Source organism: Lysinibacillus sp. NPDC047702, from assembly GCF_050272555.1.
Classification (GTDB): Bacteria; Bacillota; Bacilli; order Bacillales_A; family Planococcaceae; genus Lysinibacillus.
The window spans coordinates 1-14,012 of the sequence record NZ_JBNNMG010000060.1 but is presented as its reverse complement, the minus strand read 5'-3'; the positions used below and the strand labels follow the sequence as shown (position 1 = coordinate 14,012).

The 14,012-nt window shown below is 33.4% G+C and carries 16 protein-coding genes and 1 pseudogene; 14 read left to right on the top strand and 3 right to left on the bottom strand.

Annotated features, from left to right (window positions below; all coding sequences use genetic code 11):
• The first annotated feature begins 507 nt into the window (after nucleotides 1-507).
• From ACQKIM_RS21860 to ACQKIM_RS21820, 9 genes are all read left to right on the top strand, one after another.
• On the top strand, nucleotides 508-1,374 hold the full coding sequence (locus ACQKIM_RS21860) for a shikimate dehydrogenase family protein (RefSeq protein WP_427548078.1): 867 nt from the start codon (nucleotides 508-510) through the stop codon (nucleotides 1,372-1,374).
• Entirely contained in the window at nucleotides 1,371-2,237 is an 867-nt protein-coding gene (locus tag ACQKIM_RS21855; protein WP_427548076.1) for a sugar phosphate isomerase/epimerase family protein, read from the top strand. Before ACQKIM_RS21860 ends, ACQKIM_RS21855 begins: the two co-directional genes overlap by 4 nt.
• Complete coding sequence (locus ACQKIM_RS21850; protein WP_427548074.1) at nucleotides 2,227-3,030, top strand: coenzyme F420-0:L-glutamate ligase; 804 nt, start codon at nucleotides 2,227-2,229, stop codon at nucleotides 3,028-3,030. Before ACQKIM_RS21855 ends, ACQKIM_RS21850 begins: the two co-directional genes overlap by 11 nt.
• Before the next feature lie 244 nt (nucleotides 3,031-3,274).
• A complete protein-coding gene (locus ACQKIM_RS21845; protein ID WP_427548072.1) occupies nucleotides 3,275-3,814 on the top strand; it encodes a topology modulation protein in 540 nt (179 codons plus the stop codon).
• Nucleotides 3,815-4,579: 765 nt separating this feature from the next.
• Nucleotides 4,580-5,266: a response regulator transcription factor gene (locus ACQKIM_RS21840; RefSeq protein WP_427548070.1), complete on the top strand. Its 687-nt coding sequence runs from the start codon at nucleotides 4,580-4,582 to the stop codon at nucleotides 5,264-5,266.
• Nucleotides 5,253-7,304, top strand: a complete 2,052-nt coding sequence (locus ACQKIM_RS21835) for a histidine kinase dimerization/phospho-acceptor domain-containing protein (protein ID WP_427548068.1) — start codon at nucleotides 5,253-5,255, stop codon at nucleotides 7,302-7,304. The genes ACQKIM_RS21840 and ACQKIM_RS21835 overlap by 14 nt, the downstream gene beginning before the upstream one ends.
• A gap of 846 nt (nucleotides 7,305-8,150) precedes the next feature.
• A complete protein-coding gene (locus tag ACQKIM_RS21830; protein ID WP_427548066.1) occupies nucleotides 8,151-8,759 on the top strand; it encodes a YpjP family protein in 609 nt (202 codons plus the stop codon).
• Nucleotides 8,760-9,478: 719 nt separating this feature from the next.
• On the top strand, nucleotides 9,479-9,601 hold the full coding sequence (locus ACQKIM_RS21825) for a hypothetical protein (protein ID WP_427548064.1): 123 nt from the start codon (nucleotides 9,479-9,481) through the stop codon (nucleotides 9,599-9,601).
• A gap of 38 nt (nucleotides 9,602-9,639) precedes the next feature.
• Nucleotides 9,640-10,089, top strand: a complete 450-nt coding sequence (locus ACQKIM_RS21820) for a hypothetical protein (RefSeq protein WP_427548063.1) — start codon at nucleotides 9,640-9,642, stop codon at nucleotides 10,087-10,089.
• Nucleotides 10,090-10,295: 206 nt separating this feature from the next.
• Here ACQKIM_RS21820 and ACQKIM_RS21815 read toward each other — a convergent pair whose 3' ends face one another.
• Nucleotides 10,296-10,475 carry a hypothetical protein gene (locus ACQKIM_RS21815; protein WP_427548061.1) on the bottom strand — a complete coding sequence of 60 codons (180 nt, stop codon included), beginning with the start codon at nucleotides 10,473-10,475 and terminating at the stop codon, nucleotides 10,296-10,298.
• Nucleotides 10,476-10,746: 271 nt separating this feature from the next.
• Nucleotides 10,747-10,866: a YjcZ family sporulation protein gene (locus tag ACQKIM_RS21810; protein ID WP_427548059.1), complete on the bottom strand. Its 120-nt coding sequence runs from the start codon at nucleotides 10,864-10,866 to the stop codon at nucleotides 10,747-10,749.
• Nucleotides 10,867-11,210: 344 nt separating this feature from the next.
• On the opposite strand from ACQKIM_RS21810, the gene ACQKIM_RS21805 reads away from it, so the two are divergent.
• Both ACQKIM_RS21805 and ACQKIM_RS21800 read left to right on the top strand, forming a co-directional pair.
• Nucleotides 11,211-11,390 (top strand): hypothetical protein, encoded by a 180-nt coding sequence (locus ACQKIM_RS21805; RefSeq protein ID WP_427548057.1) that lies wholly within the window; start codon nucleotides 11,211-11,213, stop codon nucleotides 11,388-11,390.
• On the top strand, nucleotides 11,383-11,595 hold the full coding sequence (locus tag ACQKIM_RS21800) for a hypothetical protein (RefSeq protein WP_427548055.1): 213 nt from the start codon (nucleotides 11,383-11,385) through the stop codon (nucleotides 11,593-11,595). The genes ACQKIM_RS21805 and ACQKIM_RS21800 overlap by 8 nt, the downstream gene beginning before the upstream one ends.
• A 260-nt stretch (nucleotides 11,596-11,855) precedes the next feature.
• Here ACQKIM_RS21800 and ACQKIM_RS21795 read toward each other — a convergent pair.
• A pseudogene (locus tag ACQKIM_RS21795) lies at nucleotides 11,856-12,300 on the bottom strand (carboxymuconolactone decarboxylase family protein).
• Nucleotides 12,301-12,397: 97 nt separating this feature from the next.
• On the opposite strand from ACQKIM_RS21795, the gene ACQKIM_RS21790 reads away from it, so the two are divergent.
• The 3 genes from ACQKIM_RS21790 to ACQKIM_RS21780 all read left to right on the top strand — a co-directional run bounded on the left by ACQKIM_RS21790 (nucleotide 12,398) and on the right by ACQKIM_RS21780 (nucleotide 13,741).
• Nucleotides 12,398-12,619, top strand: coding sequence for a hypothetical protein (locus ACQKIM_RS21790; RefSeq protein ID WP_427548053.1), 222 nt, complete (start codon nucleotides 12,398-12,400; stop codon nucleotides 12,617-12,619).
• A gap of 401 nt (nucleotides 12,620-13,020) precedes the next feature.
• Nucleotides 13,021-13,230 carry a hypothetical protein gene (locus ACQKIM_RS21785; RefSeq protein ID WP_427548051.1) on the top strand — a complete coding sequence of 70 codons (210 nt, stop codon included), beginning with the start codon at nucleotides 13,021-13,023 and terminating at the stop codon, nucleotides 13,228-13,230.
• Between the two features lie 100 nt (nucleotides 13,231-13,330).
• Complete coding sequence (locus ACQKIM_RS21780; RefSeq protein WP_427548049.1) at nucleotides 13,331-13,741, top strand: LuxR C-terminal-related transcriptional regulator; 411 nt, start codon at nucleotides 13,331-13,333, stop codon at nucleotides 13,739-13,741.
• Nucleotides 13,742-14,012 lie beyond the last annotated feature (271 nt).

Below are 14,012 nucleotides of genomic sequence, written 5' to 3'. Positions count from 1 at the left end.
CTGAACGTTCACTATAATAAAGCGCCCACGGTAAGCGTGATAATTTACTAACTGTATCAATCATTAATAATGACTTAGGCATATTCAATTAACGATGTGAGGCGCGATTTAGTTTGCCAACAATTATTTCAAAAATACGCTTGATAATGGCATAATCCAGTAATTTAAGATGCTTGGAAAGAGGTGAAATACCGCAGCTCTAACTCTATAAGTAATGAGTGTAGAGTCGTACATTTACGTTCAGTTTCTACTCTGTTGAAATCATTTTTAGCTCTGATATTCTGAAAGATAGTTTTAAATCAGTGTAAAATCGTGGTATGGTTGTTCAAGAGAGATTATTCATTTTGTAAAGAGTTTGTGTCGAAACTAACATTTTACATGAGAATCGCTCTTTTTTATGTATTTTAATTGGAAAAAATTAGATAATAAACATACATATAACATTATTTCTTTTTTTGGAATAACACACTTTGAAATCTTGTTTATTTTAAATAGGGAGTGAGAAATATGAATATAAAATGTTCTGCATTAATTGGTAATCCAGTAGATCATTCTGTTTCGGATATTATGTTTGATGCGTTAATTCACAGTTCTGAATTATATTATAGTTATCGCCATGACAAAATTAATGTGGACCCCGATGAGTTAAAGGATATATTAGCAATGTTGTCCCAGAGAAAATATGTCGGATTAAATGTTACACTTCCTTATAAACGATCAATAATAAAATATATTGATAATTTAGATATAACTGCTGCAAACATCGGTGCAGTGAATACAATCAAAATAAATAGTAAAGGTCTCGTCGGGTTCAACACGGATTGGTTTGGGTTATATAAGCCCCTACTAACTCATTCCAAAAAGAAGGAACCAGTCATTTGTATTTTTGGAACTGGTGGTGCAAGTAGAGCTGCAATTTATGCAGCAAGGAAAATTAGCAATGACGTGTACGTTTTATATAGAAACTCTCCAAAAGTCAGTGACTCAACCCAAGATTTACTTAAGAGACAACATGATCTAGGAATTACTCTACTACCGTATTGTAATGTAAAAAATGTAGTTGATAAGGCTGATGTTATTATCAACACAACATCAACTGGTATGAAGGGAAATGTGGACAAGACACCGTTCAATATTGAGGTTTTAGAGGATGTAAATATGAAGTACAAACTATTTATTGATGCAGTTTTTAATCCAGTCGAAACGACACTAGGAAAATTTTTCGCCAGTAGTGGAGCAAAAAGCGTTGACGGCTTATGGATGATGATTTACCAAGGTGTATTAGCATTGTCTATTTGGCTTGAAAGGGATATTAATATAAATAAAGAAGATTTCACAAAAATTCACAAATTGTTAATGGAGGTCATATCATGAAAGCTAAACTAACTATCAATCTTGATGAGATTTCGAGCAACCTTGATACATCTTTTTCCTTCTTAAAGGAAATGGATTTACATACATGCGAATTGCGCATGATTAACGGAAAAAATATTTCTTTAATGGATAAAAAAGAAATTATTGATTTTTCTGATAGATTAAAATCAGAGAGGATTACTCCCATTGCAATAGCAAGCCCTATTTTTAAGTGGCACGCTTGCGATTCCCAAGAAACAATCGTACATGATAATTTTGGTATAAATCCACAACTATCTCTTACAGAACAGGAAAGATTGGTTGATTGTGTACTGGAATATGCTGATATGTTATCTATTAATAAAATTAGAATTTTTTCTTATCTAGGAAAAATGGATAATCCATTTGACTTTCTTTTAAAAGACAAAATATTTGAAAAAATAATTAAAAATAATCATACATTCTTACTAGAAAATGAACCTGTTTGTACAGTTTCTGCTAAAAAACAACTAGAATATTTTTCAGATTTGATTACAGATAACAATTTTACCAACATTAAAATATGGTTGGATCTTGCGAATTTAATCCAAATTGGTGAGGATATTGATGAATCATTTATAGTAAAAATTGCACCACATATTGAGTATATTCATATTAAAGACTTTATATACAATGAAGGTTCTATTCAATATGTACCTGTTGGATCAGGAATTATTAACTATACGCAAATTCTCTCTCTCCTAAATAAACACATTCCAGACGACCAAGATATTACTATGAGTATTGAAACCCACGCTAGAACTGAAAAAGAAAAATATAGTTATTCAAAGGAATCTATTATTGCATTACGTGAAAAATTAATGGAGGTAACTCATGAAAATTAATGTCGAAGCAATTCCAAACATCCCCAGAATTAATAAAGGTGATAATATTGGTGAGATTATTGCCCTGTTAGCCTTAGAATCTAATTTTGAAATACAGGATGGCGATATACTGTGTGTAGCTTCGAAAGTAATTTCAACAGCAGAAGAGCGAGAAATAGATCTTAGTAATATAAAACCATGTGAACTAGCCAATGAAATACATCAGAAAATACCAAGAAAAGATTCTAGAATTATTCAAAAAATGATCGACGAAACTGGCGATCCGTCTGGGAATAAGTTGGAGATAAATATAGAAAATCAGTATATTGGAGCTTGGCTACCAAACGGAATGCGTCTAACGAGTGCAGGGATAGACAAAATTGATTCCGATCACGTTATGCTCTTACCCGAGAACCCTGATTTGAGTGCGAAAAAAATTGGCGAAATTGTTCAACAAAAGCTAAATTCAAGGGTTGGAGTAATAATCACTGATAGTGATGGACGCATTGAAAAATTAGGAGCTACTCAGATTGCCGTAGGGTTATATGGTGTACCAGCCTTGAGAGTTAGTGAGGAAGTCGATCCTATTACTGGTAAAATAAAGAGATTCGAAGAAACCCTTTGCGATCTTCTCGCTGCCACCGCTGCCCTAATAATGGGACAACGAGGTACAAATAAACCAATAGTTAAAATTAGCGGTATAGAATATACATTTAATGAAAATAGTCGAATAACTGATTCACTGTGCATGGTGCAAAAAGAATATGTCAATAATGCTGTCATCGAAGGTCCTAAACCAAGCTCCATGGAATAAACATTTGGAGAGAATCCAAATAAAACTGAAATCTGGATCAAGATTTCGGTTTTTTCCATATTTCAAAAATATCGTGAAAAATACTAGTGAACTTGCTTTCAAAAAGAGAGTAGTGAAGATTGCTATTATTAGTATAGGTTATATTTGATCGTTATTTAAAGTGTTTTCATACTTAGGGGTTACTTGAAAACAAAAGCACCCTAATATAATTGGTCAATATTTTACAGATAAAGGAGGGCATGTAATGCAACGAATTATGGTAATGGGAATTTCAGCAGGTGTAGGAAAATCAACATTTGCAAGATCATTAGGTAAAATTCTAAGTATTAATGTTTATCATTTAGATGCTTTATATTGGAAACCTAATTGGGTGGCAGCTTCATTTGATGAGTTTTCACAATCCCATCAAAAACTTTTGAATCAAAGTCAATGGATTATTGAAGGAAACTATAATAATACTGCAAAGGCTCGTGCAGAACATGCTGATACTATTATTTATTTAGAACTGCCACTGTATGTTTGTCTATATCGTGTTGTTAAAAGATGGATAAAGAATATAGGGAAAACAAGACCTGACATGGGTGAGGGGTGTAAAGAAAAAATAGATTGGAGCTTTATTAAGTTTATATATACAACTTATTATCCACGGAAACAAAAAATGATTGATCGACTTCAGGCCTTGCAAGCATTAGGTCCTAAAAAAAATATTATTATATTGAAAAGTCAAAGGGATATTAATTTTTGTTTAGAGACGCTCAAATATCATAAAAATAACCAATATTGAAAAAAAGGGCTGGTAAAAACCTGAAGAATGTTTAAAAGTTTACTTGTCAAATCCCCTACTCTTAAAAGTTGTGTGATTCATATGTAAGTTGAGAATCCTAGCTCCAGAAAGCTCCTACTGAAAACTTCCTTTGATTATTATCCTAACTCTCTCATTAAATGTCAGTAAATTTCATAAATCATTGGCGGGTATTTCCTAATCATCCCGCAATAACTCTTACGTTTTACCCGCTATTCAATAAAATCGGTGCATGAGTATGACTATAAACAGTAATTTTTGCTTCACCATCCTTGTCAAATATACCAGCCTTTCAACATAGTATCACTATACATTTTGTGAATTACAGTTCCATGTTATAGAGCATCACGTTTTGATTATTAAAAAATTTGTCGAAGGAATGATATTGCTTTTGGGAGGATTAACCCTTCCCCAATAATAAATTTCCGCGTTGCATTTTCCTCTTGCTTATTCTTGTCACTGAAACATCGCTTAGAAATCTGCACTTGCTGATGACAAGAGCCATGGCTTCCACTTTCACTAGCAATTTGCTCTGAACTGTCTCTTCACTTAACCAATTAAGCAGAGCTGTTAGGGGTGGCTAACGGTCTATTTAGCAAAAAAAAATACAATGGAAAACTAGGAAAACAATAAGAAAATCTTAAGAATTGATGTATAAGTTTGTTAAGATTTAATTAGTATTATATCCTTAGACGAATCCTATAAGGGTGATCACATGAGCCTAAAGAAATGGAGGAGTGAAAGTAGTTGAACATTTTGATTTGTGATGATGATAAAGAAATTGTAAGGGCGATTAGCATTTACCTAGAAAATGACGGATATCAAGTATTCAAAGCTTACAATGGTATTGAGGCAATCGATCTTATTCGGGATCACGTCATTCACCTAATAATAATGGATATTATGATGCCAAAAATGGATGGCATTACGGCGACGATGAAGATTCGTCAAGATCATATGATTCCCTTAATTATGCTTTCTGCTAAGTCGGAGGATTATGACAAAATACTCGGATTAAATATCGGAGCAGATGATTATATGGCCAAGCCGTTTAATCCATTAGAGCTTGTGGCCAGAGTGAAATCACAGCTAAGAAGGTATACGACATTTGGGAGTCTTGAGGTAAGTAGTGATGTATTGCAAACGGGCGGGCTCAAAATTGATGATGAACAGAAAGCCATCACTGTTGATAAACAAGAGGTTCATTTGACACCAGTGCAGTATAAAATTTTAAAGCTTCTCACAGCAAATGCTGGGAGAGTATTCACAATGGAAGAAATTTATGAAAAGGTATGGAATGAAAGGGCCATTAATCCAGAAAATACGGTTTCGGTTCATATTAGAAAGATTCGAGAAAAAATTGAAATTAATCCGAAGGAGCCGAAGTATTTAAAAGTTGTATGGGGAGTTGGATATAAAGTTGAGAAATATTAGTCATGCACTCATTACGAAAGTGATTGTGTTTCTTATTGCCATTGTTTGTTTAACTGCTACAACTAGGGCAATTATCAATATGGAATTAAAAGAGGTTCATCTTAGTAGTATCAATCAAAATAATTATTTTGAAAGCCGAGCATTCGCTGATGAAAACTATGGCCTTATTGCCTCCTTAGCGCAATTAATCGGAAAATATAAAAGTGAAGAACATATTTTAAGCGGTAAGACACTAACAGAAGAAGATATTAGAGAAATCGAAGAAAATCTATATTATGATTTCCGCAATTCATACAGATATAATCCTAGTTTGAATGAAGTGGAAAATAGGCGCATATATCAAGAAACATATGCAGATGACATAAATAGTAAAAAAGACGAAAGAATGAAAGAACAGGTAAGGGAATTTTATCGGTTACTCAGCACATTAGAAGCATATAAAGGAATCGAGTTTTATGCGAGTGACGGTAAACATGTATTCTCCAATAGTGAACTAAATAAGAAAGAGCAATTTGAATCATTTGGTGCATATATGCTATTTGAGAATTATCAACAAAAGCTTTATCCAAATGAAGTGAAGGAAAGTCAATATTTGGATTACTTTACACATGAAGTTGAAAAGTTGAATCCACAAACAGACGTCATTTATGTTGCGTTTAAAGAATCTTTCTTACAACAAAAAATGTCAGAATGGGAAAAAGACAAAGGAATTGCCCAAAATCACCTCAATGAATTCATTATATATCTAATAGGCTTTATTATAGCTTTTGTTTATTTAATCATGGTTATTGGAAGAACATCATTTAATGATAAAGAAATTCATTTTTATGTCATTGACAAACTATATAATGATCTCAATATTGTGATAGTCGCGAGTTTAATAGCGATGTGGATAGCAATGATTGTTGAAGTATTACATGATATGTACATGCTTCTCACGGTACCTATTTTTATCATTGCTTTACTGATGATTTTATCGCTCGTAAAGCATATCAAAAATAGATCATTATTTCAGCATACACTCATATACCAAATTCTCAAAAAGATTTTTATTTTGGTGAAACATGTATTTGATAATGGTAGTATGGCTGTAAAAATCGTGCTACTTGTCATTGGCTATCCATTAGTAGTTGCGGCAACGTTTTTCGTGTTTCCCATTACCATAGGTCTAGCTGCCTGGTTTGCGATGAAAAAGGTGAAGTCGTTTAACCTCATTAAAGAGGGCGTAGAGCAAATTAAGAATGGAGATCTTCATCATCGAATTGAAGTAGACGGAAAAGGGGAGTTTAGCAGACTTGCGGAGAATATTAATAGTATTACCGATGGGTTAAAAAAGTCGGTGGATAGTGAAATCAAGAGCGAACGTTTAAAAACAGAGCTCATTACGAATGTTTCGCATGATATCAGAACGCCTTTAACGTCAATCATTACGTATGTAGATTTATTAAAAATAGAAAATGACCCTGAATTAATTGCTGAATATATAGACGTGTTAGACCAAAAATCGAAAAGACTTAAGCTCTTAACGGATGATTTATTTGAAGCAGCTAAAGCGTCAAGTGGAAGTATGCCTGTCCGGTTAGAACGGATTGACATCGTATCATTACTAACACAAGGAATAGGTGAAATGGGAGAAAAAATTGAAGCGTCGTCATTAGATTTTAAGTTAGCATACCCAACAGAAAAGGTCTATGTGAAGGCTGATGGTAAGCTCCTATGGCGTTCTGTCGAAAACTTATTCTCGAATATATTTAAATATGCACAGCCTACATCAAGGGTATATATTGGGGTTGAAGATTTAGGGAATGAAATACTCGTGACATTTAAAAATATTTCAGCATATGAATTAAATATCTCTGTCGATGAGCTTATGGAACGCTTTAAACGAGGTGATGAATCTAGATCAAGTCAAGGCAGTGGATTAGGGTTGTCGATTGCTGAAAGCCTTATTCACATCCAGCACGGAAAGTTCTTAGTTCAAGTAGATGGCGATTTATTTAAGGCGATGATCTATCTTCCAAAGTTTCCACATGAATAATGTAGAAAGGAATAGGATATATGAGTGTCCTATTCTTTTTCCGTGTATAGCTGTAGCTATAAAAAACAGCTTATGCTAGAGAATTAGAGAATCATGGATACTTAGAAGAAATATTGAAGGTAATTTAATAGTAAAATTAATTATTTCTAAAGCTGGTATTATCTGAGCGAGAAGAAATAAAGATTTTAGAAAGTGAGTATGAAATTGTAGAAGAGGTAAACTTAGTATAAATTCTACGAGCAAAATTAGGGCGAATTTCAGTATATTAAAAACCCAACCCACACATTTTGAGCAAACTTGGATCAAAATGCGTGGGTTTCTAATTGCTGATTAAACGTTATTTCAAAACTAAAAAATGAAAAAAGATTGCAGCCAATGTTAGCTACAATCTTTTTTCATTCACATTCCTATACATATGCTGCATTAAATAAATTCAGAAATAATAGCAAAAGCTCGGTAACACAGCGTTATGCATAAGAACGGTTATTATTATGCATTATGACTAAATTAGTCTGTGAAGCATAAAGATGATAAGTAACCTAACATTAATAAAAGACCAATACCCATTGCGATTTCCATGCTTGTACCTCCTTTTAAAAAACGACACATTTATTTGCAAATACTTCATTGTAATCCTCAATTTGAGAATTTCACTTCTAGTAAGTGCACCGTTGCTTTAACTTACATTTCGTAGACTACTGAAAATTCCACCAGTGCATGAAGTTTCACTATATACATAAATATTGTACAATGAATTTTAGAAATATGAAACCTTTTATTAGCTTGTACGTATATATTAGTAGAAGAATTACCAATTTGTACATAAAAGAGAGAAGGTGTTAATTAATGAAAAAGTGGGTTAAAAAGAGTATTGTCATCATGGTTGCGTTTTTAACATTTGGATTAATTACGCCAACACATGAGATATGGGAAGCATTTGATCAAAATCCTTCAAATCGTGCTTCAATAGGCCCAGAGCAAGGGACAGGCACTGCTCTTGCTGCAGCACCAGATGACACCCAGGTAGTTCAAACAGAGATACAGCAAGACCCAGTAGACTATAATTCGTTGCTAATAGACGCTGCGAAGGAACAATCCTACATAAAGTTCGGCACAAAAATTGGTCCAAAAATCTGCAATGAATTTGATGCTATTATTTTTCCAAAAATGGAGGAAGCCATTGCGATGACAGTAGATGGCTTAGATGATACATCATTAGCGTCCTTAACAATCTCAGAAAAACCAAGTGGAAATTATGGAGAAAAAATCTTTAATGTCATTAATAATGAAACCGGTGACGATTTAATTCGCTTCCATGTGCGAACTGAAAAAAGACCACAGGAAGGCTATTATTATAACTTCCATTATCACAGTGCCGAGGATAACTTTATGGCACACTACAATTTAGGAGATATATATTGGGAGAAAAATACACCTCCAAAATGGTTGTCATAAAAATTATGAAACACTCGTGAAAAATACGAGTGTTTTTTTCTTTGTAAACGTTGATATATAAAGCTTTGTGGAAGGTATCTAAGTTATTGAATTATGACACCATTTTAACGGAGTATAGGAGAGAAATACGTGTACCCCAAAATGTACCCCAATTTTATCATTTTTTGTTTTCTTTTGTTTTTTCAAATGAATTTAAGTTAATAATTTCATCCATAAGATTAGACGCATGTACCTAATCTTTTGCAAATGAATGAGCATACACTTTACAAATTGTTTCTGGAGTATCCCCAACTAAAGCTGCAACCGTCGAAACTGGAATATTATTAGATAGTTGTATCGTCAGAAATGTGTGCCGTAAGAAGTGAGGCGTAAATTAAGTTATATTTTCTCTTTCACATATCAAATAAATAATGCGTTTTAAATAGCGTTCACCAATTGGTTCATCAGTATACGTAATAATCACATGTCCTTCATCACCGTTTGAGGTGTGCAATCATTTAGTTGTAGTTCATCTAACATAAAGGTAGGCATACAGGCGTGATACATAAAATTGTTAGCTTTATCACAGCGATGAAATTCAGCAAGAAATTATCAACTACGCTAAAGAAATTGGCTATTTAAAACGGTGAAACAGATTGTACAGTTAAAAATGTAAGCAATATATCAAATTATATACCATTCTCAGCTGAGGAATATCAAATTTTTACTAGGAGAATTGAATGAATTGTTGGTTATGTGGTGCTGATGTGGATGTAGAAATTATATACGAAAGTGAATATATTGGACATGTTGAAGGCTACGAATGTAGACATTGTGGTCACATAGGAAACACAGGGAACTAGCAAGAAATTGTTCAGCATACGAAAGGGGGATAAACATCGTGCAAGCCACTGAGGTTCAGGAACCAATTTATACAGTTCACACCGGAGATAATTCAGGATTAATAAAAAAAGTCAGTGATTTATATTTCGAGGATGGTGACAAAATTGCTGAAGTTACTTATGGCAGAGGTGTATTTTGGAGACAAGTTGATACATCAAAGTACGAGATAATTGACACATACCTTAAAACTGGTACAGATTTTAGAAATTTACCATATGATGAACATTCTTTTAATCACACAGTTATTGATCCACCTTATGCTCGAATAACTAATCTACAAGGTATGGTAGATTGCTATAACACTACTAGATATACAACACATGATGAAATATTGGAATTATATCGAGCTGAATTGAAAGAATTAAAACGGATTACGAAACCAGGAGGATACATTTTTGTAAAATGCCAAGATGAAATATATGGTGGTAAACAAAAATACTCATATTGAAATTCATGAAATGGCAGTAGAGTTTAGATTTTATACAAAAGACTTATTTGTCCTGGTAAACACACGGAAACCTAAGCCATTGTATAAGCAGCAACATGCAAGAAAAAATCATAGCTATTTATGGGTGTTTCAAGTTAAGGCTAACTGAAAATTTTTGAGGATTAGGTTTAAAAAAGGGCACTTGTAAGTGCCCGCAAAAAATATGCTTATTTACGTTTGTCATCAGTAAATGATGTTATGTCATTTGTCATTTTGCCAACAGAAGTAAAAGTTTCATCTAATGCTTTACTGATTTCATCTAATGCTTTGTCGATTTTTTCTGATTGAGGATGATTTTTATCAATCTTACCAATAATAATATTTTTCCATAGGAAATTTTTTTTCATTACCATCGCCTCCTAATAAGGAGTATACAATATAAAGCTATGTGAGTTTTAAAAAAATGTAATTTCATAAGAGAAACGTTTTTTTCAGAAAGGATTAAGGTGATGGAATTAATCTAGTTACTGAACACTTTGAGGAAAAAGAGAAATCCTCAAGTAATGTGTCCATATAAATATGACATAGTTCATATTTTGTTGCCTATTTATGTATAAAGAAAACTATAAAAGGGTCACCAGGCTGGGAGCAACCCTGGCAACCCTTAAATCGGAAATGTTAATATCCAGTCATGAATGTAGCGCCGACAATAATTAAAAGAATAAAAAGAACGACAATTAGAACGAATGTTGAACCATTACCATATCCGCCGCCGGAGTTGCCGCAGTAGTATCCCATAAAAAACACCTCCTTTTCACTATATATTATGTTGGCTGAAGAGGAGGAGTGGGGTGTTAATCCATTCAGTTATAGGCGTTAAAAAATATATTTTTGTGAGATAAGTCAATAAAAAAAGGGTCACCTGGGATAGGAGTGACCCTTAATAAAAAAAACTCGGAGGAGTAAGGCTAAATTAGCTTTACATTACTATTAATATGACGTGATAGCTATGTTTGTATAGTGAATTGCCCGTGAAATAGATTTTAAAACAAAAAAACGTAGCTCCGCTGTACGCTGTAAGAAACTAATGAACAATTTGAGGATCGTGTTCGAAACATATTGTTCAAGAAGGTGGCTGAAATATGAAAGTTTCTATACAGATTGAATGTTCGCATTGTGAAACAAAAATGGTTGTTACACCACCAAGAGTTGTTCAGGATTTTAAAGATAAATCCTTTGATTTAAATTGTGCGTACTGTGAAATGTTTATTGGGAGTTTCAATATTGATTTATCAACAGAAAAGGAGAATGGAGATGGCTAACATTAATGAGTTTTCAGTTGAAGAAAAGCAAAATACTTTGGATGACGCTTTTAAAATCATGAATATGAAAGTGTTCCGTATGGATGATTATCAATGGATTGCTCACTATTCAAAGGAAGAAGCTTTAGCTTTTTATCATGAACAATCAGGAGTTCCTATGGATGAGCTTCAAGAAATTTTGATAGTTGGGGAGAAGTACCACTAACAGACACTATGTTTTGGGGAGCTGACGACATTTCAGAAGAAGAAGTTTCTATGGAAGGTGTAGAGTACGTTGGATTAACGAATTACGGTGATTCTTACCAAGTAACCTTTGAATGGGTTATTCAAAATAGGACGCTAAATTATCCAGGATATATTGCTTGCACCGAGTAGCTACTGAAACAGTTTGAAGATCGTATCAGAAAGAAATTGTGAAGCAAAAGGGGGAAAAACGAACACCTTGAGATGTTCGTTTAAGAGTTATTATTTTTCAGTTACTGTATTCCCCATTGCAATAGAAATTCTATTCCAACTGTTGATCTGATTGATGATTAGAACAAGGTCAACATACTGTTTCTCGTCATAGTATTCACGAACACGCTTATATAGTTCATCTGGAACTTTTTTAGTAGGAATTAAAGTTATATGCTCAGATAATTCTAGAGCAACTTTCTAATTCAGGTGTATAAAAAGTACATTCATTCCAAGCGTTTAAACAATAAATACGCTGTTCGGTTTCACCCATCTTACGAGCATCGGATGTATGCAAGTCTAAGCAGAACGCGCATCCATTAATTTGGGAGACTCTTATTTTGATAAGCTCCCGAGTTACTCGATTAATTGTAGACTTCTTAGTGTATTTTTCCATATCCATCATAATTTTCATACCATCAGGTGCAACATCATAGTAGGCAACTCTTTGACTCATAAGGCAAGACTCCTTTTGTTTTTAAGATAAGACAATTATAACTATATGCGAACGTTTGTGCCAGTTTTTAGCTGCATAAAGGAAGGGAGAAAATTAAATGATTTTAGGTTCAGATTGTTTAGTTTGTATAAATAATGCTTTGTTATTGGGGAAGGTACAAGCCATTTATCAATATAATGTAGTCGTTGAAATATGCGGTGACAAGATGGAAGAACCACAAGTAATAGGTAAAGAAAATGTGATTAGCTCAGTTTCTTCAGAATCATTTGAAGCAATTAAAGAACATTATCAAGTATTAGTGAAAAAAGATTTTCGGTAATACTTGATCGAACAAAATTGTTCAGCAGAAGATTGAAAACATTTGTTCAAACAGAAAAAACAACCAAAGATTGGCTGTTTTCTCGGTGTTTAAATAAAAAGATTCCATATGTATTTAATTCCATCCCATATAGCTAAGGCTAAGATTAATGCTAGAATCCCTTTAAAAATATCTTTCATTTAGACACCTCCATTGAATTGGTTATGTATGTATTTACGAAAGAGAGTTATAAAAGTTTCATTTTATGTAGATGCAAGCTAAATTGAAATCTTTAACTGAACAATTTGAGAATTTACTCTTGTTTACGAGTTAAAACACCGCGTTGTTATCGTTTGTTGACTACGTAAACAAATGATAGAGAACTGCACAATATGAGGATTTTGCATAGGGGGGAATATTTATTGTTTATTATCAGTCGTGAAGATGAAGAGAATTTCCCAGAATTTAAAACCTATATCGAAGCTAGAGAGTATTTTCAAAAGCGCTATGGTGACAAATACAATTTAGGTTACTGGGAATATATCGATGGCTGGGGAAAAGTCTATTTTGATGATGGAGACGGACAGCCTGTACAGATTCGTGAAGATGGCTTTGTGCATGTCGTGTATTAATAAAAATAAAAAAGCCGCAGCGTCGCCACACGCTACAGCTCGAATTGGTTCATGCCCTTCGGCTAGTCAGATAAGTAATTATAACACATAGGAGCAAACTATGTTAAAAGAGAGAACACTGACGATTACACCAGATGCTTTAGATTCAATGATTACAGACTACCACTGGATGGTTAACGCCATCAAAGAAATGCGAACAGAAATGGTCGTTGGAGCAAAGACAGCACAATATGGAATTGAAGCTACATTACCAAAGGCAGCAGGTGGTGTAGGTGATCCGATTATGCAGGAGGTATTTAGACGTTCAAAAAATATAAAACGTGTTGCAGAGTATGAAAAGAAGCTACTAGAGGTACAAACACTTCTTGAAAGAGTTACTGGTGACAGAGAAATGCAAGTACTTAACTGGATGCTAGATGGAAAGTCCATGCGTTGGATTGGGAAGGTTATGGGTTTAAGTCATACACATATTCAAAATATTAAAGACAACATTCTAAAGAAAATGATTTAAATTAAGGATTATTTATGAAAAATGAATAAAATATACCAAAAGTACTTTTGGTATTCTCTAGTAACGTGTAATCTTTAAAGTAAAGGATTACACGTTTTTTAGTTGGGAGGTTATGAATTTTATGTTAGTAGCTCAAGACAATGAAAAACAGAGATATTATGCAAATGAAATTAATTCGTAAATTGCAATATCAAGTTAGACACTTTTTTTAATACATCCCATGTCCGTATATTTTCTGTTCCTTTTCACTTTCATGTTTATTGTCTGTCGG